The organism is Mesorhizobium sp. M7A.F.Ca.US.005.03.1.1 (assembly GCF_003997975.1).
Lineage (GTDB): Bacteria > Pseudomonadota > Alphaproteobacteria > Rhizobiales > Rhizobiaceae > Mesorhizobium > Mesorhizobium ciceri.
This window is the reverse complement of record NZ_RZRO01000034.1, coordinates 1-23,882: the sequence shown is the minus strand read 5'-3', so window position 1 is coordinate 23,882 and position 23,882 is coordinate 1. Positions and strand designations below refer to the sequence as shown.

Here is a 23,882-nt window from a genome sequence, read left to right as displayed (position 1 = left end):
TAAGCTTGTGTCCGCAGCCTATTGCTGGATCAGATTGTTGAACTTCTCCGTCGCCTCGATCAGATTGTCGCGCCAGAATTCTGCATCCTGCAACACCTGCTTCTTGACGTTTTCGGGCGCCGAATTGATGTCCTTGATCCTGTCCTGCGGGATCTTGCCGGTCTCGAAAGCCTTCTCGTTTACCGGGCCATTGTCGACGTAGAGCGGCAGATTGGCCTGCAGCTGCGGGCTGACGAACATCGCAAGCGCCTTCATCGCGGCTTCCTTGTTCTTGGCACCCTTGGGGATGACCATGCAGTCGGCGGTCAGCACGCCCTGATCGAAGGAGAAGCTGACCGGCGCGCCTTCCTTCTTCAAGGTGCCGGCGCGGCCGTTCCAGATGCTCGCCATGTCGACTTCGCCGTCTTTCACCAGTTGCATGGCCTGCGCGCCGGAGGTCCACCAGGCGTCGACATGGCCACGGATCTTGTCGACCGATTTCAGCGCGCCGTCGACATCCACGGGATAGACCTTGTCGATCGGCAGGCCCGAGGCGAGAGCCGCGACGCTCAGCGTTTCGGTCGCCTGGCTGCCGCTCAACGCGCGCCGTCCCGGAAACTTTTCCACGTTCCAGAAGTCGGCCCAGGTCTTGGGGCCTTTGTCGCCGAACACATCAGTCCGGTAGATCAGCACGACGGAGGTGTAGGAAATGCCGACCCAGTCATCGTGGACAAGCTTCGGGTTGATGCCGGTCTTATCGATGATGCCGTAGTCGAGCTTTTCGAACAGCCCTTCCTTCGAACCGCGCGCGCATTCGTCGGCGCCAAGTTCGGTGATGTCCCATTTCACTGCATTGCCGGTCACCTGCAGCCGGACGTCGTCGAGGCCGTTGGTGGTGTCCTCCTTGATGGTGATGCCGAGCGCGTCGGCTGTCGGCTTGAAGAACGCCTTGGTCTGCGCTTCCTGGTAGGTGCCGCCCCACGAGGCGACAGTGATGGTATCGCCCGCCACGGCGGGGGCCGCGACCGCTGCCACGAGGGCGGCCACCGCGACAACGCTGATGCTTCTGGTCCTGTTCATTTTCGGCTCTCCACCGGTGTTCCCATTGTTTTTGATTTCGCATGCTATTTTGTATACAATTTAAAGTGTAGCTTCGGGATCAGCGATGTCAACACCGATCGGCGCGCCTGGGGTCGTCGACCCGGGCTGGGAGATGGGGCGCCGGAGCGTGGCAAACCGCGCCGACTTTGAATACAGCTATGCGTGAGAACGTATGCCGGCAGAAAGACCGGAGAACTGGAAACGGAACTTGGCCAAGGAAACCAAAAACACGCTGCGCGACTCGGTCTATTCCGCGCTCAAGGCGATGATCGTGACCGGCCAGATCCCGCCGGGATCGCGCGTCACCGAGAACGACATCGCCGCAAAACTCAATGTCAGCCGCACGCCGGTGCGCGAGGCCTTCAACCGCCTCGAGCGCGACGGCCTGGTCACCGGCCGGCCGCGCCAGGGCTATGTCGTCACCGAGTTCGACATCAACATGTTCCGCGAGGCCTTCGAGATCCGCGAACTGCTCGACGGCCACGCGACGGAACTGGCCGCCGCTGCTGCGACGGAACAGGACAAGGCGCGGCTGCGTGTCATGCTGGCCGAATGCGAGCGGCTGGCCGCCATTCCGGAGCGCACCACGCGCGAAAAATTCCAGGAGCTCGAAGTCGGCATCGACCTGCACCGCGTCATCGCCGAAATCAGCGGCAATGCGATGCTGCATGGCATGCTGTGCGGCATCCTCGACAAGTGCCAGCACTATGTCTGGACCGAACTGTTGTGGCTCGACGAATGGAAGATCGCCCGCGACGAGCATGCCGAGATCGTCGAGGCGATCTGCGCCGGCGATGCCGCCCGAGCCGGCACGCTGGCCCGCGCCCACGTAAGGGGCTCGCGCGACAATGTGCTGCGCCTGCTGCAGGCGAAATCGGACTACCAGAGTTTTCTGGCCAAGGCGTCCTGAGCGGCGCTGGTGGCGGCGTCAGATGGTCCATATGGATATTGCTATCGACAGCACTACTATATGTCTCACGAACTGCGACGAGGACGGTCCAGTGCTTCCCTCGACAGGGCTCGATCGGTTGAGCGCATTTTCGGATGGCGTGTTCGCCGTCCTCATCACGGTGCTGGTCCTCGACTTGCGCCCGCCGGAGTTGCCGACGTTCAAGGCGCTTCTGGAGCTCTGGCCGACATGGCTGAGCTACAGCGTCAGCTATCTCTTCATCGCCATCGTCTGGGCGAACCATCATCATCTGTTACGCCACGCCAGGGAGGCGACAGCCAGCCTGATGTGGTACAATTTCGCACATCTGTTCTCGGTTTCGCTGCTGCCGCTGGCGACCGCGTGGATGGCGGTCAGCGAGCTGGCGCCGCAGCCGGTCGCCTTCTATGCCGCCGTCTTCTTCCTGGTGAACCTGACCTACATTCTTCTGATCCGCGAACTCATCGACCCGATGCCGGAGAACGCGGTTCCGCTCGCGGTGCGCAAGCGCATGCGCATCCGGTCGCTCGCGACGCTCTGTCTATTCGCGCTGGCGGGGCTGGTCGCCCTGAAATATCCAGTCGCGGGCTTGGCGATCTGTTGCTGCTGCTTGGCCGTCTATCTCAGGCCGGAAGCGCCGGGGGCAGGCAAAAGCTCGGGCAAAGGCTGAATTCTCGCACCCGACGCGTTAAACGGCTTCAGCCCTTGCGCTCCTGAAGGCTGTTGCCGCCATCGACCACCAGCAGGGCGCCGTTGACATAGCTGGCGCCTTCCGAGGCCAGGAACACGACCGCGGCGGCCACCTCATCCGGTCGCCCGGCCCGCGCCGGCGGCGTATTCAGGGCGGCTTGCCGCTCCATCTCGCTCGACGACCCTGTTTCGATCCAGCCGGGAGCCACGGCATTGACGGTCACGCCGCTTTTCGCCACTTCGAGCGCCAGCGTGCGTGTCAGGCCGACCATGCCGGCCTTGGCGGCGGAATAGGCTGATGTGCCTTCGAAAGACACCAGCGGCCCGGTGACCGACGCCACATTGACGATGCGCCCGTAGCCCGCTTCGACCATCGCCGGCAGAAACGCCTTCGTGACGAGGAATGCCGTCTTCAGGCTGACGTCGATCCCCTGATCCCAGTCGGCCTCGGTCATGGCGAGAAACGCCTTGTCGACCGATGGCGATGCCAGCGAGCCCATGCCGGCATTGTTGACCAGTATATCGACCGCGCCGACATCGGCCCGCAGCCGCGTGACATCGGCAGCGATGGTGAGATCGGCGATTGCGGCCCTGGCATCGATGCCTTCTGCACGGAGCTCAACGGCGCGATCGAGCACACGTGCACTGGCACCGGTGAGAAAAACGGCATGGCCGGCTTGGCCGAGCTGCCGGGCAATGGCAAAGCCGATGCCGTCGGCCGCTCCGGCCCCGGTGATAAGTGCTCGCTTGGTGGTAGTGATGGATGTCAATTCAGGCTCCGTTGGTTCCGCCTGCCGTGCGCGGTCGAACGCCAGCGGTCACAATCGTCGAACCATATAATCCATGGGGTACATAGCGCGCCTATTTTTCCTGTTAAATCGCATGCAGCGCGTCGACGGTATGGAAACCCGAAACACGTTCCATCATGGAAATTCAGTCCGACCAGCTCGCGGCTGTGAAAAAGAAGTAGGGGGAAATAGTCCTAGGTTGTGACAGGCTTCGGCAAGGTGAGCCAAGGTGGACGCTTGAGGTGGACCCGACTGCCGCCGACACTTATCTTGCGATCATACCGGGCTGAGAACTCGGAAATGAGCATGAGCGCCGCGAAGTAGGCTTCCGTCGCATAGCGGATTGTCCATTTCGTACCCAGACCGTACCGTCCTTCCATCATCTCGCGTGAATTGGGGAGCTTCTTTAGGAGGCCGCGGTTGATGCCGGAACAATGCGGAAGCGCGTCGTCGTAAAGGTAAAAAAGGTCGTGGGTTTCACGATACTTTCTGCCTGTCTTTTGAAGAATGAATGCCTTTATCGTCCGTTCGATTGCCATCTGCATCGACCACATTGCAGCGCCCCTTGCGGTATCACTATCAGTAAGCAGACCTATTGCCGCGTTTTGAAGATCAGAAAGAACCCCATCAATCAATTCCGTGATTTCATGATCCGGCGCGGTCACTCCCATCGTGTTCATTCTGATCCTGCGCAAGGCGGTGGCCACCGCCGTCGTCCTCGTTTTCAGTTTTCGGCTTTCCGTCAGGTCTATCTTCGCGAGGTTGGGCGGGTTTACGAGCCAGTCGGTGGGCGTCTCGCCCTGTTCAATGCCAAGGGGGAAATGAAGCCAAACGGTTTCACCAGGTGTCCCCGGCGTGGTGCGTGTTAGTGGAACGCGGATTTCAATCGGGACATGCCGAACAAGCACTACGCCCGACGCAAAACCCTCCCCGCTACTCTGATCAAAAGCACTTCCGTAGGTATCGCGATACCATGTCTCAATATGGTGGAAGATCACCGCAAACCATGGTTTCCCTGCAAAATCCTCCTTCGTGTCGCCCCGAATGTCCAGAATGCTTTCTAGAACGAACTTGATTGAAGCCCTAAGCGGACGTTGCCAAAGTGGGAGCTCCTCCACCTGAAGCTCCAAGTCGATTAGCTGCATATGCTCGGCAATAGCTTCTTCAAGCGTCACTTAGGACCTCCGGTCGTGCGGAACAATTATATGATGGAGAAGGAAGTAACGGACAGGTCGACGCTTTTCCCATAGATGTTCGAAAATTGCGGATTGTTGCCCCGTCGCCGCGTTCCCATGTTCCGGCACTCAAACCGGAGACAATGAAATGCCGAAGTCAACAATCAGTGCCGCCCTTTTACAAGAGCACCTTCACGGTGGCGGGTCGGTCTATGAAGAGGGGCAGAAAGCCTGTCGACGCCACGTCCCGCTGCGCAAATGCCCCTATACGGATAGCGGTCGCCGTGAAAGGTGGATGAAGGGCTGGCACGATGAACAGGCTGAGTTCATGACCAGCTAGGTCGTCCGCATGAGATCTATGAGGTCTGCCGAACTTGAACTGAAGCGCAAGGAGTATTTCAGTCCTCCCGGTTCGCCCATGCGATCATTTCGTCCGTCACTTGAACCGGTCGGGACTGATAGAGCTTTGAGATTGTTACGAACCGATCAAGGACCTTTTGGTCAACATCCGCGTCCACGTCAAAATCTCGTTTGAGCCGTTCTTTGGTTTCCCGCCAGACCTTCAAGGCGTAACCTGCCAAATCCTCCTTGATCGAAATCTTGAAGGGGTCTTTGATGTCTTCAGGTATCTCGCGAAACTGCGCCCAGCGCCGATTGTAGCCTTCATTGTCACGGACGGGACTTCCAAACTCCTGCTCGATCCTTTGCCTTGCAGCCTCTTTTCCTTTATTCGTAGCGGCTCTTAGTTTCCTGATTTCGGGCATCGTCATGTCGAAAAGGAAAGTGTCATCCATTTCCTTTTTGATGTCCGAAAAATCGACCTTCTGTCCAAGGGTGTTGTGCTGCGTGACAAGATCATCATAGAGCTTCCAATGATCATTCCACTTTCCTGCAACCCCGATACGCCCCGCCTTCACCTTTCCAAGTATAACTTCCCGCGTGTAGATCGAAACGATATCGCGCAAGCGTTCAATGAGGTCAGCGGCTTCTTTCTGCTTGTCCTCCCAAAGCTCCGCTTCAAAGCCCAGCCCTTTGAAGCGTTTGAAGCGCGAAACGTTGGCGTAGAGAAAGCTGAGAAAGCCAAGGCCAAAGACTGCGGCGGCTTCTGTCACTTTTTCCTGATAGATCAATGTCAGGCTCGCGCCGAGCAGGGCCAAGCCGACGATCACAAACAAGACCCGTTCCCAATTCGTAACGAACCACTTCCCAAAGGGTTTAAGCATTGCCTTGATTGATCCCCGCGCCTTCTTGCATAGATGGCGGGAAGATCGGCAATGCGCAACTGCTACCCGTTCCGTGAGGCTGCCCGAGAATGGCTTCCTCACGGTTTGTCACCCTCGATGAGAGTAGGACAGCCAGTGAACCGCATATGAAATTAGTGGGAGTATCCGTGGGGCTTTGAGCCCCATTCCGGGATTTTTACGGCTTTTTGTTCCCCTCTAGGCTGTTGAAGGCAACATAGAAAAGGTCGGAAATCCCAACGGTCTCATATAATTGTTTGGCGCGCCCGAAGAGATTCGAACTCCTGACCCCCAGATTCGTAGTCTGGTGCTCTATCCAGCTGAGCTACGGGCGCGCAACAGGCCATGCTTTCCATGACCCCGCAATCCGATCGTAAACGACCGGTCGCGACGAGACGTGTTCCCTAGCGACTGAATTTCGGAAAAGCAAGCCGATCCGGCAAAAGTTTTGTCACAAGTGCCTTGGTTGGTGATGAAGGCTGGGATTCCGGCAGATGGCAACGGTCCGAAGTTGAGCCGGTTCCTGCTCATTGGAAGAAGCATCGGGCCAGAGGACAAGAGGGCCGGGCGACCCGGCGCTCTAAACCGTCACGCCGGGCGGCGCAGGCCGTTGCGGGCCTGGTCGAGCCGGACCGGCTGGTCGGGGATGGTGACGGCGAATGTGGTGCGCCCGCCAATGCTCTCGACCAGCTCGACCGTGCCGCCGTGCGCGCGGATCAGTTCGTGCGCGATCGCCAGGCCAAGGCCGGTGCCGCCGCTGCGCGCCGAGCCGCGAAAGGCCGCGAACAGGTTTTCGCGCGCCTTGGGCGGCAGGCCGGGGCCGGTGTCGCTGACGGCGATGCGGCTGACGCTGCCCAGGCGCACGGCCGACACCGCCAGGCGGCGCACCAGGGCGCTTTCACTGTCGGCCGCCATCGCCTGCACGGAATTCCGGCACAGATTGGTCAGCACCCTGAACAACTGGTCGGAATCGGCATCGACCTCGAAGGCCGGCTCGACCGAATTGACGAACTCGATGCCTTGCTCGATGTCCAGCAGGCCGTGCACGTCCTCGACCAGTTGCCGCAGCCTCAGGCGTCGGCGCGCCGGCGGCGGCTCCTGCGTGCGGCCGTAGTGAAGCACGCCTTCGGAATAAGACACGGCGCGGTCGAGCGCGCGCAGCAGTTTCGGCGCGAAGGCCTGCACCGTCGGATCCTTGACCTGACGCAAGCGGTCCGACATCAGCTGCGCGGAAGCCAGGATGTTGCGCATGTCATGGTTGATCTTGGAAACCGCCAGGCCGAGATCGGCAAGATGCTTCTGCTCGGAGAGCATTTTTTGCAGCCGTTCCTGCATCTGCGACAGCTCGCGCTCGGCAACGCCGATCTCGTCGGCGCGGGCAGCCGGATGGATGATCCGCCCGGGATCGTCAGGGGCTTCGGAGAAAGATAGCATCGAGCGCGTCATCGTCCGGATCGGTCCGATCATGATCAGGTCGATGGCGGCGTAGACCAGCATGGCGGTGAACAGCGAGATCAGCAGCGAGACGAAGGCGACGTTGCGCGAATAGCGCAGCATCGCGTTGCGCAGGCTGTTGTCGGGCATGATCAGCTCGAACTCCTTGTCCGAGTCGCCGACCGGACCGAAGACGCGCAGCATACGGTCGCCGCCGAAAAACAACGTGTCGAGCGCACCGGTCATGCCCTTGATCATGCCGATCGAGGCGATATCGATGTGTTCGTCGACCTTCGGCGGCATTTCGGCCACCACCAGCAGCCGCGAGACGCCTCCGTCGCGCACCGCGATCGCCTTGGCGCCGATCGCCATCAGCACGTCGTTCTGCGCCGTGCGCGACAGCGAGGTGGGTTCACCCTGCACCAGCACGATCGACACCGCCGCCGCCGTGCTCAGCCGCTCCTTCAGCCAGTTCAGCCGGTAGCTCGCGATCCAGGGCAGGAAGATCAGCACTTCGGCCAGCAGCACGAAGACGATGGTCAGCAGCAGCAGCTTGGTCGACAGGCCGCGCGACAGCGGCACCGTGCGCACGCTGGCCGGCGCCTCGGTGGACCCCGCCGTGCCGATCCCTTCCTGTGCCTGTATGGTTTCGCTCATGCGGCTAATGTCTTCACGATCACTTGATCAACGCAGATTAGGCGATTACGGCTTTTTTGCCAATTTCATCCTTGGTCGCAAACATAAACCGGCCTGAATGGCGAAGCTTTCGGCCCGACGACTCCGGATTGACTTCCAAAAGCCTTCTTTCTATAAGCCCGCACACGCTCGGGCCATTCGTCCCGGCGCGGTTTCGATCGCGCCAAAGCCGGCCCGGCAAAGCTCCTGTTACACAGTGACAGAATCAAGAAGGGCCGCACCCCGCGGTATTAAAACAAATGAAGCGTACCTACCAACCGTCCAAACTCGTCCGCAAACGTCGGCACGGCTTTCGTGCCCGCATGGCCACCAAGGGTGGTCGCGGCGTCGTCGCAGCTCGCCGCAACCGCGGTCGCAAGCGGCTCAGCGCCTGAACGGAAGACGAGATCGTTGCCCGCATCCGGCAAGCCAGTGGGACCAAATCCCAAGCGGCTTCTGAAGCGCGCGGAATTCCTGGCTGTCCGTCGTGGTGAAAAACGACGCGGGCGGCTTTTTCTCGTCGAAGTTCTCGACCGCGGCGACGGCCTGTCGCCGCGCGTCGGCTACACCGTCACCAAGAAGGTCGGCAATGCGGTTGTCCGCAACCGCGTCCGGCGGCGGCTGCGAGAAGCCGTCCGTACGCACGCCGCAAGTGACATGGCGCCTGGCAATGACTATGTCATCGTCGGGCGCGAAGACGTGCTTACCACTCCGTTCGGCCAGTTGAAGGCCGAACTCTCCCGCCGACTGCGCGGAACACGATAGGCCAAGGGCTTTCGATGGAAAACAACCGGAACTTCTTCATCACCATCGCGCTGTCGGTGCTGATCCTGGCGGTATGGCAATATTTTTATGTGTTGCCGCGCAGCGAAGCGCAGCGCGAGGCCGCCCGCGTCGAACAGCAGCGCGTCGAGGAGCAGAAGAAGGCCGCCGGCACCAATCCCGGTACCGACACCGGAACGCCCGCCGCCCCTGGCGCCATTCCCAACGCACCCGGCACCGATGCCGTGACGCCGGCCGGCCGCGAACAGGCGCTCGCCACGACGACCCGCGCGAAGATCGACACGCCGAGCCTTGAGGGTTCGATCAACCTGACCGGTGCCCGTCTCGACGACCTCAAGCTCAAGCACTACACCGAGACGGTCGACAAGAACTCGCCCGAGATCAGCCTGCTCAACCCGGCGGCACTGCCCAATGGCTACTATGCCGAGATCGGCTTCGTCGGCAACGACAAGACCGGCGCGGTGCCCGGTCCCGAAACAGTGTGGGCTATCGACGGCAATGCGACACTGACGCCGACGACCCCGGTCACGCTGACCTATTCGAACGACAAGGGCCTGACCTTCAAGCGCACCTTTTCCGTCGACACCAACTACATGTTCACGGTGTCCGACACGGTGCAGAATGCCGGCACGGCCGCCGTCTCGCTGTCCAATTACGGCCGCGTCACCCGCTTCGACAAGCCGCTCGTTGCCAGCACCTATGTGCTGCATGAGGGCCTGATCGGCTTCACCGGCACGGAAGGCCTGCAGGAACACAAATACGCGTCCATCGAGAAGGACAAGCAGTTCACGCCGGGCAAGTCGACCGACGGCTGGCTCGGCATCACCGACAAATACTGGGCGGTGACGCTGGTGCCGACCGAGAAGCAGCCGTTCCAGCCGCGCTATGCCTATTTCGAGGACGGCCGCCATCGCTACCAGTCCGACTTCCTCACCGACCCGATCACCGTCGATGCCGGCCAGTCGGCGACGGTGGAGAGCGAGATCTTCGCGGGCGCCAAGGAAGTCGGCAAGATCAACGCCTATGCGGAAGACCGTCATATCAAGCGGTTCGACCTTTTGATCGACTGGGGCTGGTTCCACTTCATCACCAAGCCGATGTTCTGGCTGATCGACACGCTCTACAAATTCTTCGGCAATTTCGGCCTGGCCATTCTCGCCACCACCGTCATCGTCAAGGCCATCTTCTATCCGCTCGCCAACAAGTCGTACGCGTCGATGGCGAACATGAAGAAGGTGCAGCCGAAAATGCTCGAGATCCGCGAGAAATACGCGGACGACAAGATGAAGCAGCAGCAGGCGATGATGGAGCTGTACAAGACCGAGAAGATCAACCCGCTTGCCGGCTGCTGGCCGGTGGCACTGCAGATCCCGGTCTTCTTCTCGCTTTACAAGGTGCTCTACATCACCATCGAAATGCGGCACGCGCCGTTCTTCGGCTGGATCCAGGATCTGGCCGCGCCCGATCCGACGTCGCTGTTCAACCTGTTCGGCCTGATCCCGGTCACCCTGCCGCACATGCTGATGATCGGCGTCTGGCCGCTGATCATGGGCGTCACCATGTTCCTGCAGATGCGCATGAACCCGACGCCGCCGGATCCGACGCAGGCTGCGATCTTCACCTGGATGCCTGTCATCTTCACCTTCATGATGGCGGGTTTCCCGGCCGGCCTGGTCATCTACTGGGCCTGGAACAACACGCTGTCGATCCTCCAGCAGGGCATCATCATGAAGCGCCAGGGTGCCAAGATCGAGCTGTGGGACAATCTGGTCGCGCTGTTCCGAAAGAAACCATCACCGGCCGAATAGAAGGCGCAGCGCTTTCTCCAGCCTTCAAAGCCCCGCCTCGCGCGGGGCTTTTCGTTTAAGCAGCTCCGGCATCACGTTCCCGTGATCGGCGAAACTTGCGCCCCCTCGGCGGCGTGACTGCCTGTGCGTTTCCAAAGGCTATCAATTCCGATCAGCCCTCACACGGAGGAAGACCACATGCGCTTGCCGTCATTCAGGATCATCGCCCTTTCCGCACTCGTCGCCGGCGTGGCGATTGCCGCGCCCGCCTATGCCAAGAACCCGAATGTCGGCGGCGCGCCGATGTACACAACCAAGAACATCGTCGAGAACGCCGTCAATTCGAAGGACCACACGACGCTGGTCGCCGCGGTCAAGGCCGCCGGCCTGGTCGACACGCTGCAGGGCGCTGGCCCGTTCACAGTCTTTGCCCCGACCAACGCGGCGTTTGCGAAACTGCCCAAGGGCACCGTCGACACGCTGCTGAAGCCGGAGAACAAGGGCAAGCTCACCAAGGTGCTGACCGCGCATGTCGTGGCCGGCAAGATTTCGGGCGCCGAGATGATGAAGAAGGCCAAGGCGATGGGCGGCAAATACGAGATGAAGACCGTCTCCGGTGACACGCTGACCGCCGAAGTCAAGAAGGGCAAGCTCTACATCATGGATGAGTCAGGCGGCGAGGCGCGAGTGACGATCGCCGACGTCAACCAGTCGAACGGCGTCATCCATGTCGTCAACAAGGTGCTGTTGCCGAAGTAACGAACGGCTTCCGGCAAAGGGGATCAAGGCAGGTCCGTTGGGGCTTTCTCGGGCCTGCCATCCCCGCCTCATGACGAGGTGCCATGTTTCTTGGGAAGTCGTATCGGCATTGGCCGGGGTCCTGTCCCTCACAGGACCCCGGTTTCTTTTTGGCTGTTGCCTGTGCAGCCGGATAAGTTTCGAGCGTCGTCACTCCATCACGGCGCTGTGGTCGATCTTGGCCGGAGTCGCCGGCTTGCGCAGCAACAGAACCAGCGGAATGGCGGCAAGCGACAGGATCATCATCAGCTTGAAGTCGTTCATATAGCTGATGATCGTGGCCTGCAGCGTGACCACGCCGTCGAGCGCGGCGCGGCCCGCGGCGCTGTAGGGATCCATTGCCTGGAAGATCGCCGGATTGCTGAACGCCTGGTTGTAGGGTGTCACATAGGTGGCGATGTTGGCGTGGTTGATCTGCACGTTCTGCGTCAACAGCGCGGTGACCACCGAGATGCCGACGCTGGAGCCGATGTTTCGTGACAGATTGTAAAGGCCTGTGCCTTCCGCGCGCCGCTCCGGCGCCAGCGTGGCGAAGGTGATGGTGGTCAGCGGCACGAACAGGAAACCCAGGCCCGCGCCCTGGATGAAGCCGGTGCTGATGATCGTCCATTGCGAGACGTCAGGCGTCCAGCCGGTCATGTCGTACATCGCCCAGGCGGTGACCAGCAGGCCGGTTAGAAGCAGCCAGCGTGTGTCCACCTTGCCGATCAGCCTGCCGACCAGGAACATGCAAGCCATGGTGCCGAGACCGCGCGGCCCCATGACGATGCCGGCCGTCACCACCGGATAGCCCATCAGCGTCTGCAGATAGGGCGTCATCAGGGCAAGCGAGGCCAGATAGGTGATGCCGATGATGAAGATGAAGATCATGCCGACGGCGAAATTCCTGTCGAGGAACAGCCGCGGGTTCACGAAGGTGTTTTTGGCGGTGAAGGTGTGGACGAGGAAGACGTAGAAGGCCGACGCGCAGATCAGCGCCTCGACGATGATCTCGGACGACGAGAACCAGTTGAGCTGCTCGCCGCGATCGAGGAACATCTGCAGCGACGCGATGGTGACGCTGAGCATGCCGAAGCCCAGCCAGTCCAGCCTGGCCTTGAGGTCCGTCTTGGTTTCCTGGACGAACATCGAGACGCCGGCGAAAGCCAGGGCCCCGATCGGAACATTGATGTAGAACACCCAGCGCCAGCTGACATTCTCGGTCAGCCAGCCGCCGATGACCGGCCCGAGCACCGGCCCGACCATCACCGAAACGCCGAACAGCGCCATCGCCGAGCCGCGCTCCTCGACGCTGTAGATGTCGAGCAGGATGCTCTGCGCCAGCGGCACCAGGGCTGCGCCGAACAGGCCTTGCAGCAGGCGGAAGCCGACGATCTGCGGCAGCGACTGCGCGAAGCCGCACAGCACCGACGCGACGACGAAGCCGGTGATCGAGATCAGCAGGATGCGCTTGCGGCCGAAGCGATTGGCAAGATAGCCCGAAGGCGGCGTCATGACGGCTGCCGCGACGATGTAGGACGTCAGCACCCAGTTTATCTGGTCGGCGCTGGCCGAAACGCTGCCCTGGATATAGGGCAGCGCCACATTGGCGATGGTGGTATCCAGCGCCTGCATGATCACGGCCAGGATTACGCAGGCGGTGATGGCGCCGCGATTGGCGACCACGCCACCTGTCGCGGACGCGCCGGTCATGACTTTTGTCCGAACCGACCGAGGAGGTCCGTCACGAAGTCCGGCAGGCCGCGCGCATGGCCGGTATCGATGCCGACCACGACGCTCATCCCGCCGCGCAGCGGCGGCTTGCCCTGGAGATCGTCCACCGTCACGCGCATCGGAATGCGTTGCACGACCTTGACCCAGTTGCCGGTGGTGTTCTGCGCCGGAAGCAGCGAGAAGCTCGACGACGACGCCGGGCTGATCGAGGCGACCCTGCCGTGCCAGACGGCACCGGGATAGCTGTCGACGCTGATCGTCGCCGTCTGTCCCGGCCGCACATAGGTCAGTTCGGTTTCCTTAGGCTCCGCCGCGATCCACAGCTCGGTCGCCGAAATCAGGCTGAACGCCGGCTGCGAAGCCGGCAGGTACTTGCCGACCTGAAGCGCGTCGACATTGGTGACGATGCCGTCGAATGGCGCCTTGACGATGGAATCGGCAAGGTTGCGCTGGGCGTCGTCCACCGCCGACTGCGCCTGGAGATAGAACGGGTTCTTCTCCACCGGCTGGCTGGCGTCGCCGCCGAGCTGGGCAAGTGTCGCCTGTGCCTGCGCTTGGGCAACGGACACTTTCTGGCGGGCGGCGACGAGGTCGTGCTGGGCGCTGTCGAAGGTCGCCTTGGAGGAGGTGGAGGTCTTGAGCAGATCCTGCTGGCGTTGGAAAGCGGCCTCGTAGTAGGGGATGTCGGCCTGCGCCTGCTCGATCAGCGCCTGCGACTGCTGGTAGCTCGCCTGCAAGGTCAGCACCTGGTTGCGCACTGTGCCGAGCTGTGCCTGGGCGGCGGCAAGAGCGGTTTCGAAAGAGGCCGGCCGCAACCGGAAAAGCACCTGGTCCTTCTTCACCGCCTCGTTCTCGTGCACGTCGATCTCGGACACAGTGCCGGAGACATCGGTGGAAACGCCGAGCGACTGCGCCTGGATGTAGGCATTGTCGGTCGTCATGACCTGGCCGCCGATGACGTAGTAATAGCCGCCGACGACCAGCGCGAACGGAAGCAGGGCAAACAGGATCGGCCGTGCCCGGCCGCGCTTGGGCTTGACCGGCGCCGGAGGCGCCACCGCAACCCCGGCCTGGCGTGGCTCCTTGGACGGAGCCTCGAGCGCCGCCGGCTCCAGGGCGACCGGTGCTTCGAGCTCGTCATTGTCGATGACGGTGCTGGCTCGCCTTTGCTCGCGTTCGCTGTCCAGCCGGATGACCTGGTCGCGCGCCCGGTCGGCGGCGGATCCGTCTTCTTCGACAGGCTTCTTTGGTGAGGTTGATTCAGCCATGTGTTTTCTCCCGGTCGGCGGCAGGCTGGGCGCAAGCCGCGAGCAGATTGGATTTGATGAGGGATAGGGTTTGCAGCAGATGCAGTTGCGCATCCGCGGAAAGGCCGACAAAGGCCTCGTCACGCGTCTTCCGCCCATTGCCGCGCATGATTTCGATCAGCGGATGGGCTTGCGGCTTCAGGTACAGCAGCCATGCCCGGCGGTCAGCGGGATCGGGCCGGCGCTCGATGAAGCCGCTTGCTTCCATCTTGTCGAGCAGCCGGGCGAGCGTGATCGGCGTGATCTCGATCAGGTCCGCCAGTTTGTTCTGGTGGATGCCTTCATGCAGGCTGAGATAGGCCAGCACCTGCCACTGGGCGCGGGTCAGCCCCGATGCCCGCGACCTCTGCTCGAACCGCTTTCGAAGCAGGCGCGCGACATCGTGCAGCACGAAGCTGATGTTGGGTGACGATGGCATGGGAGGTACTGGAGTTTTTCGGCGCGACTGTTAGTGAGCATGCTTATTATCATCATGCACATAATCTTGCTGGACGCGGTGCGCAAGACGGACTAAGCCCGCCTGGAAAAAATGACGCATGGGCTGCGACCCACCCAAAGGCTCAGGTAGCGGGCTGTTGCCGGGCAAGGATACGACGATGAATTGGCTGAAGATCGCGACCGTGGCGGCCATTGCGGGATGGCCGGGCATTGCGCTCGCAAAGGGCGCCGTCAGTTGCGGCGGCGCCGCCATGCTGGGTGGCGCGCAATTGAACTGCAGCCACGTCGAACCCCAGGCGCCGCCTCAGTTTTGCACCTATAGCTGGGCTCTCCACATGCCGGCCGGCGACCAGAAAATCGTCGAAGGCAGCTTCATGCTGCCGCCCGGCGCCACGAATGTCACCGTCTATCAGGGCAGCGGTTTCGACAGTGCGCTGTCCGATCCGATCGTGATTTGCCGCGGCAGCAAATGAGCAAGGCCGTCAAGGAAAGCTCGCTCGTCGCCCGATTGGTGCTATAGGGCGGATCACGCTATTTTGAACGGGCGCATTCGAGTTTCGGATGCACCTGGCGGCCATTTCTCTGACGGATTTCGACATGGACGGACCCAACCCAGACATCAAGCACCCGATCCCGATGCATACCCGCGTCGGCTTCCTCAAGGGACTGGTGAACGCGCCGAACATCGAGATCGGCGACTTCACCTATTATGACGACCCCGACGGGCCGGACAAATTTGCCGAGAAATGCGTCCTGCATCACTATCCGTTCATAGGCGACAAGCTGATCATCGGCAGGTTCTGCGCCATCGCCGAGGGCGCGCGCTTCATCATGAACGGCGCCAACCACGCCATGTCCGGCTTTTCGACCTATCCGTTCAATATTTTCGGCCATGGCTGGGAAAAGGGTTTTGACCCGGCGACCTGGTCGAAGGAGGTGCGCGGCGACACCATCGTCGGCAACGACGTCTGGATCGGGATGGAGGCGGTGATCCTGCCCGGGGTGGAAATCGGCCACGGCGCCATCGTCGCTGCGAAATCAGTGGTGACGCACGACGTGCCGCCCTATGCGATCGTCGCCGGCAACGCGGCCAAGGTGGTAAAGATGCGTTTCGACGACCGGACAATCAGGCGGCTACTGGCGGTGGCGTGGTGGGACTGGCCGGTAGACAAGGTCAGCCGCAACCTCGATGCTATCCGGGGTGCCAATATTTCTCTTCTGGAGGCAGCAGCTTGAACGCTCTGAACAGCAGCATAATCGGCACCGAACTGTTTACGCGAGGGTGGATCTTCATCCGCGGCGTGCCGGCGATGAAGTTCCTGCCACCGGAAGGGCCGCCGGAAATCGCCTTTGCCGGCCGCTCGAATGTCGGCAAGTCGTCGCTGATCAATGCGCTGGTCAACCAGAAGGGGCTGGCGCGCACTTCCAACACGCCGGGGCGCACGCAGGAGCTCAACTATTTCGTGCCGGATGGATTTTCGGGCGAGGGCGCCGACCTGCCGCCCTTGGCGCTGGTCGACATGCCCGGCTACGGCTACGCCACCGCGCCGAAGGAGAAGGTCGACGAGTGGACCAAGCTGGTCTTCGATTACCTCAAGGGCCGGGTCACGCTGAAACGCGTCTATGTGCTGATCGACGCCCGTCATGGCATCAAGGCCAAGGACGACGAAGTGCTGTCGCTGCTCGACAAGGCGGCGGTGTCCTACCAGATCGTGCTGACCAAGACCGACAAGATCAAGACTGCCGGCGTGCCGAGGCTGATCGAGGAGACGCTGGCAAAGATCAAGAAGCGGCCGGCGGCGTTCCCGTTCGTGCTGGCCACCTCTTCTGAAAAGGCCGAGGGCCTTCAGGAATTGCAGGCAGCCATCGTGCTTGCCGCCAATGGCGGCTAAAGCATCCGCACCTTAGAGCAATTCTAGGAAAAGTGTGAAGCGGTTTTCCGTCCAGAATTGCGTCTAAACAAAGAGTTAGAGCATGGTCTGGCTAGGGCTTGGCCTCGATAGCAATCGTCTGATGGCCTTCTTCCGCCACAAGCCTTTCGGTGCCGTAGGCCTTCAGGAACATGCTGACGCCTGACCTGACGATGTGGTCGATCTCGTCCTGGGTCGGGGCCTTGGTGCGGTAGGCGAAGATGCACTGGCGGAACAGACCGGCCAGGCACAGTTCGGTGAACTGATAGGCGGCAAGATCGACATCGTCGATGCGCAGCAGGTCGCGCTCGATGGCGGCATTGAGAAAGGCCGCGACCTTGTCGTGGCCACGCTTGGGACCGCGCTCGTAAAAACGCGCGCCCATGTCGGGGATCCGGTCTGATGCCCCGATCACCGTGCGCTGCGCTTGGACGACCTTGGCCGACGTGATCTTGAGAGCCAGCACCTTGCCGAACTTCACCAGCGTCTCGCGCAGGTTGTCGGCATTGTCCAGCACGTCATACATGTTCTTGAAGATGGTGCCGCGCTCTTCCTCGATCAGCGCCTCGAACAGCTCTTCCTTGTTGGCGAAGTAGACGTAGATCGTACCCTTGGAGACACCGGCCTCGCGGGTGATGTCGTTCATCGAGGCGGCTTCGAAGCCCTTGTCGATGAAGACACGACGGGCGCCGTCGATGATCTGGCTGCGCTTGGCCGGATCCTGCCCCGCGGCCGGGCGGCCACGACGCAAGCTTTCCAACAGGTCGTCACACGACTCGTTTTCGACATTGGGCGGGGTCTCGGCCATGAAAGTCACACCTCGAAAATAATTCGAACCAAGCGGTTCGATTGCCCTTGATATGGTCCTCTTTACGCGCTATGTCAACGGCCGGATCGAACCGAACGGTTCAGTATTATATTATAACTTTAGAGAGATGTCATGTCCTCGAACGCGCCGACCACTGCCGAAGTCCGTCCCTTCCCTAACGCCAAGGTTGCGCCGGCGACGGAAGCACCGGAAGTACCTGTCCAGCCCGTCTCGTCGCCGCCGGCAGAGGCTCCGGCCAGGAAGAAGCGTTCGGTGCGTTCCTTCCTGCTGCCGGTCATCGGTGTTGCCTTGTTGGGCGCCGGCGCCTGGTATGGGTACGACTACTGGACAACGGGCCGCTTCATGATCTCGACGGACGATGCCTATGTCCAGGCGGACATGGCGTTCATCTCGCCCAAGATTTCCGGCTATGTCGATCAGGTCAAGGTCAGCGAGAACCAGCTGGTCAAGGCCGGCGATCCGCTGCTCGTCGTCGATGACGGCGATTACAAGATTGCCGTCGCCCAGGCCGAGGCGCAGATCGCCACCTTGAGCAAGACGCTCGACCGTATCGACGCCCAGACCGACGCGGCCCGCGCCTCGCTGCAGCAGGCCCAGGCGCAGAAGGTCGCCGACCAGGCCGCGGCCGACAACGCAGCCAAGGTCGCGGCGCGCGCCTCGCAGCTGCTCAAGACCCATGTCGGCACACAGGCGCAGCTGGACGACGCCCAGACCGCGGTCCAGCAGGCCGATGCCGCCCTTGTCGGCGCCGACGCACAGATCGCCGCCGCGCAAGCCAATATCGGCGTGCTGCAGGCGCAGCGCGCGGAATCGGCGAGCACGCTGGCGTCCCTGCAGCTCAGCCATGACAAGGCGCTGCGCGATCTTTCCTTCACCGTGCTCAAGGCGCCATATGACGGCATCGTCGGCAACCGCTCGGTCGAGCAGGGCGACCTTGTCAGCCCCGGCCAGAAGCTCGCCGTCATCGTGCCGATGGACAAGCTCTACATCGTCGCCAACTTCAAGGAGACACAACTTGCCCGGCTGGTTCCCGGCGAGAAGGTCAGGATCTCGGTCGATGCGACCGACGGCCAGGACTTCGAGGGAACCGTTTCGTCGCTGGCGCCGGCTTCGGGTGCCGTGTTCTCGCTGCTGCCGCCCGAAAACGCCACCGGCAACTTCACCAAGGTCGTGCAGCGCGTTCCGGTCCGCATCGATGTGCCGGCCGATGCGCTGAAGAGCGGTAAGCTGCGCGCCGGCCTGAGCGTCGTCGTCGCCGTCGACAGCCGCACCGCCCCATCCGGGTCGGCGTCAGTGGCAGCGTCGAATTGAGCGGCGGCCGGGGAGCAATGCCATGGCAACCGCAACCCTGACAGCAGGAGCGCCGCCGGCGAGGCCGGCTGTGCCTGACACCATTTCGACGCGGCGCGTCATCGCCTTCCTGGCGATGGTGTTCGGCATGTTCATGGCCATCCTCGACATCCAGATCGTCTCCGCCTCGCTGTCGGAGATCCAGGCCGGCCTGAGCGCCAGCTCCGACGAAATTCCGTGGGTGCAGACCGCCTACCTGATCGCCGAAGTGGTGATGATCCCGCTGTCGGGCTTTCTCAGCCGGATGCTGTCGACGCGCGTGCTGTTCACCATCTCGGCGGCAGGCTTCACCGCGGCCAGTGCGCTGGCGGCGACCGCCACCAACATCGACCAGATGATCGTCTACCGCGCCGTCCAGGGCTTCATCGGCGGCGGCATGATACCGAGCGTCTTTGCCGCTGCCTTCACCATCTTCCCGCCCTCGCGCCGCGCCGTCGTCTCGCCGATGATCGGCCTCGTGGCGACGCTGGCGCCGACCATCGGCCCGACCGTCGGTGGCTATATCAGCCATGCCATGTCCTGGCATTGGCTGTTCCTGGTCAACGTCGTGCCCGGCATCCTGGTGACAACGGCGGCCTGGACGCTGATCGACTTCGACAAGCCCAACCTCAAGCTGTTCAGCAAGTTCGACTGGTGGGGCCTCGCCGGCATGGCGGCTTTCCTGGGCTGCATGGAATATGTGCTCGAGGAAGGCCCCAACAATGACTGGCTGCAGGACCAGGGCGTCTTCATCTGCGCCGTCGTCATGACCGTCGGCGCGGTGCTGTTCTTCTGGCGCGTGTTCACCGCCGAGGAGCCGATCGTCGACCTGAAGGCCTTCACCAACATCAACTTCGCCTTCGGCTCGCTGTTCTCGTTCGTCATCGGCATCGGTCTCTACGGCCTGACCTATCTCTACCCGGTGTTCCTCGGGCGCATCCGCGGCTACGATTCGATGATGATCGGCGAGGCTCTGTTCGTCAGCGGCCTGGCGATGTTCTTCACCGCGCCGATCTCGGGCATCCTGTCGAACAAGATGGACCCGCGCCTGATGATGATGATCGGCTTCTTCGGCTTCGCCACCGGCACCTGGTGGATGACGCATCTGACCGCCGACTGGGATTTCTATGAGCTGCTCATCCCGCAGATCCTGCGCGGCTGTTCGATGATGCTGTGCATGGTTCCGATCAACAACATCGCGCTCGGCACCTTGCCGCCCGAGCGGCTGAAGAACGCGTCCGGCCTGTTCAATCTCACCCGCAACCTTGGCGGTGCCGTCGGCCTTGCGCTGATCAACACCGTGCTGATCGACCGCAACGCCTTCCACTACGCAAGGCTCTCCGAGCATGTGCAATGGGGCAGTGAAGCCGCGCAGACCAAGCTGCAGAACATGACCCGCAATTTCGAGCAGACCCCCGGCCTCGACGCCACAAGCGCTGCGATCTCCAAGTTGTCTGGCATGGTCCAGCAGCAGGCGGCGCTGCTGTCCTTCATGGACGTGTTCTTCATGCTGACGGTGCTGTTTGCGACGCTTGGCCTGTTCACCATGCTGATCCGCAAGCCGGCCGCACCGGGTGGCGGCGGCGGTGGGGGGCACTGATACGGAGCAATTCCAGGAAAAGTGCGCAGCGCTTTCCCTTGGAGATTGCGACAAGACAAGGTACGTGGGCAGCGGTTTCGGGAAGCTCCTCCAGTCCACGCCCGAAAAGCTCTGACCGCGTAAAAAACTCCGGGCCGCAAGCCCGGAGTTTTTGCATTCGAGTCTATGGACTCAGGCCGTGGCCGGTTTGAAGGTCAGCGCGACGCCGTTGATGCAGTGGCGCAGGCCGGTCGGCGCCGGACCGTCGTCGAAGACATGGCCGAGATGGCCGCCGCAGCGGCGGCAATGTGCCTCGGTACGCGTCATGCCGAGCGACCTGTCCACGGTCGTGCCGATCGCCTTGGGGATCTCTTGCCAGAAGCTCGGCCATCCGGTGCCGGAATCGAATTTCGTCTCCGACGAATAGACCGGCAGGTCGCAGCCGGCACAGGCGAAAATGCCCTTGCGGTGTTCGTTGAGCAGCGGGCTGGTGCCGGGGTACTCCGTGCCTTCCTTGCGCAGCACGTCGAAGGCGGCCGGCGACAGGATGGCTTTCCACTCGGCGTCGGTCTTGACGACCTCGAAGCTCTCGGCCGCTTGTGCTGCCTGCGGATCGCCCATGCGCAGCATCGTTGCCGCGGCCCCGATCACGCCGATGGCGGCGGCACCGCTCAAAAGAAAGTCGCGACGGTTCATGACCAGTTCCTCCTGATGTCCTTTTGCCAAACTACACCACCGCGCGGAAATCAAAAGCCGGTGACGGTAGCCCCTCGAACGAACACTCCGCGCCCTCCCACATCCGAATGCAGGCGGGCGCGAAGTGCACGGGCCAATTGCGGATCACGGGAGCGGGATCGTGCAATCGACGGAGGGTCCTTGCCGTCAGTTCGCCGGCAGCAAGCCCCTTGTTACATCTTGGGCAAAAGAACCTTGTCGATGACGTGGATGACGCCATTGGACTGTTCGACATCGGCGATCGTCACATTGGCGACATTGCCGTTCTCGTCGGTGACCGTGACCTTGCCGCCGTCGGCCTTGAGCGACAATTCGCAGCCGCCGACCGTCTTGACCTTGTGGGTGCCGCCGTCAGCCTTGGCCATCGCGGCCACATCTGCTCCCATCGCCTTGGCGCCGATGACATGGCAGGTCAGGATCTTGGTGAGCTTGTCCTTGTTTTCTGGCTTGAGCAGCGTCTCGACCGTACCGGCCGGAAGGGCTGCGAAGGCTTCGTTGGTCGGCGCGAACACGGTGAACGGACCGGCGCCCTGCAGCGTCTCGACAAGGCCGCCGGCCTTCACGGCGGCGACCAGGGTGGTGTGATCCTTCGAGTTCACGGCGTTCTCGACGATGTTCTTGTTGGCATACATGGCGGCGCCGCCAACCATCGGGTTTTCGGCGTAGGCGGCGGTGGCAAGGGCCGAAACGGCGATCGTACCGGCGAGCAAAAGGGTGGCGTATCTACGCATGATGTCGAACTCCTCGGGTTTTTCTCTTCCCATTTTTGGGGACGCGAGGAGATACGGAACAAACTCGCCCGAGTTTCAGAAATATTGTGATTTTTGATTTTATCCATGGCGCCAGAGGGATTTCCCGAGCCATCGGCCGCCCGCCGACATGCTGTCTACGGGCATGTTCAGCGAAGGATAGACTTATGATAGTCTGTTGTGATTTTCAGGTGAAGAGCCGGTCAGATGCTCTTCAGGTCGCCAGCGGCAACCACCGGTCCGGTCGGCTGTCCGGTCGGCGAACCGCCCGACGGCTCGAGGCTGACGGCAAGCACCGCGCCCTGGGCAAGTTTCTGATGGGCCGCCGGCGAGACGATAATATGCGCCGTTGCACCTGCCGGAATGACGCCCATCGAGACCGGCGGGTTCTTGCCCTCGATCATCCACAGCTCGAAGTCCTTGCCGGAAGCACGCTCACCGGAGACATGCGACAGGCCGACTTCGTGATGCGCGGCGTCGTAGACGGCAAGATATTTGACGTCGCTGCCTTCGGCGGCCAGCGAAGCGACGAGTCGCGCCTGCGGCTGCTCGACCGGTGGGTTGAGAATGGGCACGGCGATGTAAATCGCCAGTGCCGCAACCGCGGCTGCGGCAAGGCCGCGCCAGAAGGCCAGGCTGGACCACAGGCCGCCGCGCACTTCGGCGGGCCTGCTCACCGCGGCAGCGGTAGCGAACAGGCGGCGGTCGACCGCGGTCTTCACCGAAACCGGCGGCTCGACTTCCCGATAGGCGGCGGCAAGCGGTGAGAGACTGACCTCCCAGTCCTCGACAAGACGGGCGAAAGCCGTATCCGCATCAATGCGGCGAGAGACGATCTGGCGTTCGTCGGCATCGAGCACGCCGAGAACGTACTCGGCGGCGAGCAGGTCGTCGCCTCCACGTTCCGGTCCTGTGTCTTCTGCCAGCGTCATCTTTCCAGGCATTCTCTGAGTTTCAACAGGCTGCGGCGCAGCCATGTACGCATCGTGTTCAGCGGCACGCCATGGCGCTCCGCCAGTTCGGCATAGCTCTCGCCCTTGAGATAGGCGCCCCGGACGGCTGCTGCCCGGTCCTTCTCCAGCTCATCGAGACAATGGTGGATACGTTCGGATTCGTCGCCCGCCACCGCCATCGCTTCAGGCCCCGGCGCCGGATCGGCCACGTCGAGCGCGGCATCGATGTCGGCGGCGGGTTTGCGCCGCGCTCTGATGCGATCGATCGCATGATTGCGCGCGATTGCCACCAGCCAGGAGATCGGGCTTAGATCGGAAACAGCAAAACGGTCGGCCTTCGTCCATATCTTGACGAAGACTTCCTGCAGCGCTTCTTCCGCGTCTCCCCGGTCGTTCAATACACGAAGACAGACGCCAAAAAGTTTCGCGCTGGTCTGCCGGTAAAGCAGATCGAACGCGGCCCGATCCTTCATCGAAGTCCGAACGATCAGCTTGGTGATGTCCTGCGGCGTCATTGCAGGCAAATTAGGCGATTGCCATGTATTTGCAACGACGGAAATAACCTTGTGCACGCCTAAGCTTTTGTGTGTCACCGGCCCGGATCCGTCGGTCGATTGCCAATGGAATTGCCACTGGCTAGCTTGCCTTCATTGATGGGGGAGCGCGCATGTCGGTCGAACGGATCCTTTGGGAAGAAGATGCCACCGGCCTCGCCAATCTGGTCCGCAAGGGCGAGGTTTCGGCCGTCGAACTGACCGACGCCGCGATTGCCCGCGCCGAGGCCACCCGTCCCGACATCAATGCCACGGCCGAACCGCTCTACGATGCCGCCCGCGTCCGCGCCAAGACCGTCGACCCCTCGCTGCCGCTGGCTGGTGTTCCCTTCGCCATCAAGGATCTCGGCATCGCCATCAAGGGCGTGCCGACGCATGGCGGCAGCCGCATTCCGGCATGGCTGGCC

The 23,882-nt window shown here is 61.9% G+C and carries 25 protein-coding genes and 1 tRNA gene; 12 read left to right on the top strand and 14 right to left on the bottom strand.

Translation table 11 applies throughout. From position 1 onward, the window contains the following. Window positions 1–18: 18 nt before the first annotated feature. Window positions 19–1,059, bottom strand: a complete 1,041-nt coding sequence (locus EN990_RS16155; protein WP_127370427.1) for an ABC transporter substrate-binding protein — start codon at window positions 1,057–1,059, stop codon at window positions 19–21. Between the two features lie 229 nt (window positions 1,060–1,288). Here EN990_RS16155 and EN990_RS16145 point away from each other — a divergent pair, with 229 nt between their 5' ends. Both EN990_RS16145 and EN990_RS16140 read left to right on the top strand, forming a co-directional pair. Next, a complete protein-coding gene (locus tag EN990_RS16145; protein WP_245461027.1) occupies window positions 1,289–1,990 on the top strand; it encodes a GntR family transcriptional regulator in 702 nt (233 codons plus the stop codon). 118 nt (window positions 1,991–2,108) lie between these two features. Next, complete coding sequence (locus EN990_RS16140) at window positions 2,109–2,678, top strand: TMEM175 family protein (RefSeq protein WP_027161123.1); 570 nt, start codon at window positions 2,109–2,111, stop codon at window positions 2,676–2,678. Between the two features lie 28 nt (window positions 2,679–2,706). On the opposite strand, the gene EN990_RS16135 is transcribed toward EN990_RS16140, so the two are convergent. The 5 genes from EN990_RS16135 to EN990_RS16115 form a co-directional block, all read right to left on the bottom strand. Then, entirely contained in the window at window positions 2,707–3,468 is a 762-nt protein-coding gene (locus tag EN990_RS16135) for an SDR family NAD(P)-dependent oxidoreductase (RefSeq protein WP_127369480.1), read from the bottom strand. Window positions 3,469–3,680: 212 nt separating this feature from the next. Then, complete coding sequence (locus EN990_RS16130) at window positions 3,681–4,661, bottom strand: hypothetical protein (protein WP_127224210.1); 981 nt, start codon at window positions 4,659–4,661, stop codon at window positions 3,681–3,683. Between the two features lie 398 nt (window positions 4,662–5,059). Further along, window positions 5,060–5,836 carry a hypothetical protein gene (locus EN990_RS16125; protein WP_127224211.1) on the bottom strand — a complete coding sequence of 259 codons (777 nt, stop codon included), beginning with the start codon at window positions 5,834–5,836 and terminating at the stop codon, window positions 5,060–5,062. Between the two features lie 324 nt (window positions 5,837–6,160). Beyond that, a tRNA-Arg gene (locus EN990_RS16120) sits at window positions 6,161–6,237 on the bottom strand. Between the two features lie 253 nt (window positions 6,238–6,490). After that, window positions 6,491–7,993, bottom strand: coding sequence for a HAMP domain-containing sensor histidine kinase (locus EN990_RS16115; protein WP_013528506.1), 1,503 nt, complete (start codon window positions 7,991–7,993; stop codon window positions 6,491–6,493). Window positions 7,994–8,271: 278 nt separating this feature from the next. On the opposite strand from EN990_RS16115, the gene rpmH reads away from it, so the two are divergent. The 4 genes from rpmH to EN990_RS16090 all read left to right on the top strand — a co-directional run bounded on the left by rpmH (window position 8,272) and on the right by EN990_RS16090 (window position 11,340). Then, window positions 8,272–8,406 (top strand): 50S ribosomal protein L34, encoded by a 135-nt coding sequence (rpmH, locus tag EN990_RS16105; protein ID WP_008833937.1) that lies wholly within the window; start codon window positions 8,272–8,274, stop codon window positions 8,404–8,406. Window positions 8,407–8,422: 16 nt separating this feature from the next. Beyond that, window positions 8,423–8,776: a ribonuclease P protein component gene (rnpA, locus tag EN990_RS16100; RefSeq protein ID WP_013528505.1), complete on the top strand. Its 354-nt coding sequence runs from the start codon at window positions 8,423–8,425 to the stop codon at window positions 8,774–8,776. A gap of 14 nt (window positions 8,777–8,790) precedes the next feature. Next, a complete protein-coding gene (gene yidC / locus EN990_RS16095; protein ID WP_063169714.1) occupies window positions 8,791–10,602 on the top strand; it encodes a membrane protein insertase YidC in 1,812 nt (603 codons plus the stop codon). Between the two features lie 177 nt (window positions 10,603–10,779). Further along, entirely contained in the window at window positions 10,780–11,340 is a 561-nt protein-coding gene (locus EN990_RS16090) for a fasciclin domain-containing protein (RefSeq protein WP_063169715.1), read from the top strand. 189 nt (window positions 11,341–11,529) lie between these two features. Here the strand turns inward: EN990_RS16090 and EN990_RS16085 are convergent, their stop codons facing one another. From EN990_RS16085 to EN990_RS16075, 3 genes are read right to left on the bottom strand one after another with little or no spacing between them, the layout of a single operon-like run. Further along, complete coding sequence (locus EN990_RS16085) at window positions 11,530–13,071, bottom strand: DHA2 family efflux MFS transporter permease subunit (RefSeq protein ID WP_127369020.1); 1,542 nt, start codon at window positions 13,069–13,071, stop codon at window positions 11,530–11,532. Then, the gene (locus EN990_RS16080; RefSeq protein WP_127369021.1) at window positions 13,068–14,360 is read right to left on the bottom strand and encodes an HlyD family secretion protein; all 1,293 of its coding nucleotides are present in this window, start codon (window positions 14,358–14,360) and stop codon (window positions 13,068–13,070) included. The genes EN990_RS16085 and EN990_RS16080 overlap by 4 nt, the downstream gene beginning before the upstream one ends. Beyond that, window positions 14,353–14,817, bottom strand: a complete 465-nt coding sequence (locus EN990_RS16075; RefSeq protein ID WP_013528500.1) for a MarR family winged helix-turn-helix transcriptional regulator — start codon at window positions 14,815–14,817, stop codon at window positions 14,353–14,355. The genes EN990_RS16080 and EN990_RS16075 overlap by 8 nt, the downstream gene beginning before the upstream one ends. 178 nt (window positions 14,818–14,995) lie before the next feature. Here EN990_RS16075 and EN990_RS16070 point away from each other — a divergent pair, with 178 nt between their 5' ends. The 3 genes from EN990_RS16070 (at window position 14,996) to yihA (ending at window position 16,729) form a co-directional block, all read left to right on the top strand. After that, the gene (locus tag EN990_RS16070; protein WP_024502096.1) at window positions 14,996–15,310 is read left to right on the top strand and encodes a hypothetical protein; all 315 of its coding nucleotides are present in this window, start codon (window positions 14,996–14,998) and stop codon (window positions 15,308–15,310) included. 124 nt (window positions 15,311–15,434) lie between these two features. After that, a complete protein-coding gene (locus EN990_RS16065; RefSeq protein WP_027161114.1) occupies window positions 15,435–16,073 on the top strand; it encodes a CatB-related O-acetyltransferase in 639 nt (212 codons plus the stop codon). Next, entirely contained in the window at window positions 16,070–16,729 is a 660-nt protein-coding gene (yihA, locus tag EN990_RS16060) for a ribosome biogenesis GTP-binding protein YihA/YsxC (RefSeq protein ID WP_024502094.1), read from the top strand. Before EN990_RS16065 ends, yihA begins: the two co-directional genes overlap by 4 nt. Window positions 16,730–16,820: 91 nt before the next feature. Here the strand turns inward: yihA and EN990_RS16055 are convergent, their stop codons facing one another. Continuing rightward, entirely contained in the window at window positions 16,821–17,555 is a 735-nt protein-coding gene (locus EN990_RS16055; RefSeq protein ID WP_013528496.1) for a TetR/AcrR family transcriptional regulator, read from the bottom strand. Between the two features lie 132 nt (window positions 17,556–17,687). Between EN990_RS16055 and EN990_RS16050 the strand changes: the two genes are divergently transcribed. Next, window positions 17,688–18,887, top strand: a complete 1,200-nt coding sequence (locus EN990_RS16050) for an HlyD family secretion protein (protein WP_013528495.1) — start codon at window positions 17,688–17,690, stop codon at window positions 18,885–18,887. 22 nt (window positions 18,888–18,909) lie between these two features. After that, a complete protein-coding gene (locus tag EN990_RS16045; protein WP_024502091.1) occupies window positions 18,910–20,505 on the top strand; it encodes a DHA2 family efflux MFS transporter permease subunit in 1,596 nt (531 codons plus the stop codon). 171 nt (window positions 20,506–20,676) lie between these two features. Here the strand turns inward: EN990_RS16045 and msrB are convergent, their stop codons facing one another. The 4 genes from msrB to EN990_RS16025 all read right to left on the bottom strand — a co-directional run bounded on the left by msrB (window position 20,677) and on the right by EN990_RS16025 (window position 23,436). Continuing rightward, window positions 20,677–21,180, bottom strand: coding sequence for a peptide-methionine (R)-S-oxide reductase MsrB (gene msrB / locus EN990_RS16040; RefSeq protein WP_013528493.1), 504 nt, complete (start codon window positions 21,178–21,180; stop codon window positions 20,677–20,679). A 212-nt stretch (window positions 21,181–21,392) separates the two neighbouring features. Next, complete coding sequence (locus tag EN990_RS16035; protein WP_127369973.1) at window positions 21,393–21,950, bottom strand: fasciclin domain-containing protein; 558 nt, start codon at window positions 21,948–21,950, stop codon at window positions 21,393–21,395. Window positions 21,951–22,171: 221 nt separating this feature from the next. Next, window positions 22,172–22,900 carry an anti-sigma factor gene (locus tag EN990_RS16030; protein ID WP_013528491.1) on the bottom strand — a complete coding sequence of 243 codons (729 nt, stop codon included), beginning with the start codon at window positions 22,898–22,900 and terminating at the stop codon, window positions 22,172–22,174. Beyond that, a complete protein-coding gene (locus EN990_RS16025) occupies window positions 22,897–23,436 on the bottom strand; it encodes a sigma-70 family RNA polymerase sigma factor (RefSeq protein WP_013528490.1) in 540 nt (179 codons plus the stop codon). The genes EN990_RS16030 and EN990_RS16025 overlap by 4 nt, the downstream gene beginning before the upstream one ends. A gap of 152 nt (window positions 23,437–23,588) precedes the next feature. Here EN990_RS16025 and EN990_RS16020 point away from each other — a divergent pair. After that, a partial coding sequence (locus EN990_RS16020; protein ID WP_245469187.1) for an amidase family protein occupies window positions 23,589–23,882 on the top strand: 294 nt, incomplete at its 3' end.

Excerpts from the sequence above, each read along its gene's own strand:
- EN990_RS16155 (WP_127370427.1), bottom strand. The coding sequence starts at position 1,059 with ATGAACAGGACCAGAAGCATCAGCGTTGTCGCGGTGGCCGCCCTCGTG.
- EN990_RS16115 (WP_013528506.1), bottom strand. The coding sequence starts at position 7,993 with ATGAGCGAAACCATACAGGCACAGGAAGGGATCGGCACGGCGGGGTCC.
- rpmH (WP_008833937.1), top strand. The coding sequence starts at position 8,272 with ATGAAGCGTACCTACCAACCGTCCAAACTCGTCCGCAAACGTCGGCAC.
- yidC (WP_063169714.1), top strand. The coding sequence starts at position 8,791 with ATGGAAAACAACCGGAACTTCTTCATCACCATCGCGCTGTCGGTGCTG.
- EN990_RS16090 (WP_063169715.1), top strand. The coding sequence starts at position 10,780 with ATGCGCTTGCCGTCATTCAGGATCATCGCCCTTTCCGCACTCGTCGCC.
- EN990_RS16085 (WP_127369020.1), bottom strand. The coding sequence starts at position 13,071 with ATGACCGGCGCGTCCGCGACAGGTGGCGTGGTCGCCAATCGCGGCGCC.
- EN990_RS16080 (WP_127369021.1), bottom strand. The coding sequence starts at position 14,360 with ATGGCTGAATCAACCTCACCAAAGAAGCCTGTCGAAGAAGACGGATCC.
- EN990_RS16075 (WP_013528500.1), bottom strand. The coding sequence starts at position 14,817 with ATGCCATCGTCACCCAACATCAGCTTCGTGCTGCACGATGTCGCGCGC.
- EN990_RS16070 (WP_024502096.1), top strand. The coding sequence starts at position 14,996 with ATGAATTGGCTGAAGATCGCGACCGTGGCGGCCATTGCGGGATGGCCG.
- EN990_RS16065 (WP_027161114.1), top strand. The coding sequence starts at position 15,435 with ATGGACGGACCCAACCCAGACATCAAGCACCCGATCCCGATGCATACC.
- EN990_RS16055 (WP_013528496.1), bottom strand. The coding sequence starts at position 17,555 with ATGGCCGAGACCCCGCCCAATGTCGAAAACGAGTCGTGTGACGACCTG.
- EN990_RS16050 (WP_013528495.1), top strand. The coding sequence starts at position 17,688 with ATGTCCTCGAACGCGCCGACCACTGCCGAAGTCCGTCCCTTCCCTAAC.
- EN990_RS16045 (WP_024502091.1), top strand. The coding sequence starts at position 18,910 with ATGGCAACCGCAACCCTGACAGCAGGAGCGCCGCCGGCGAGGCCGGCT.
- msrB (WP_013528493.1), bottom strand. The coding sequence starts at position 21,180 with ATGAACCGTCGCGACTTTCTTTTGAGCGGTGCCGCCGCCATCGGCGTG.
- EN990_RS16035 (WP_127369973.1), bottom strand. The coding sequence starts at position 21,950 with ATGCGTAGATACGCCACCCTTTTGCTCGCCGGTACGATCGCCGTTTCG.
- EN990_RS16030 (WP_013528491.1), bottom strand. The coding sequence starts at position 22,900 with ATGACGCTGGCAGAAGACACAGGACCGGAACGTGGAGGCGACGACCTG.
- EN990_RS16025 (WP_013528490.1), bottom strand. The coding sequence starts at position 23,436 with ATGACGCCGCAGGACATCACCAAGCTGATCGTTCGGACTTCGATGAAG.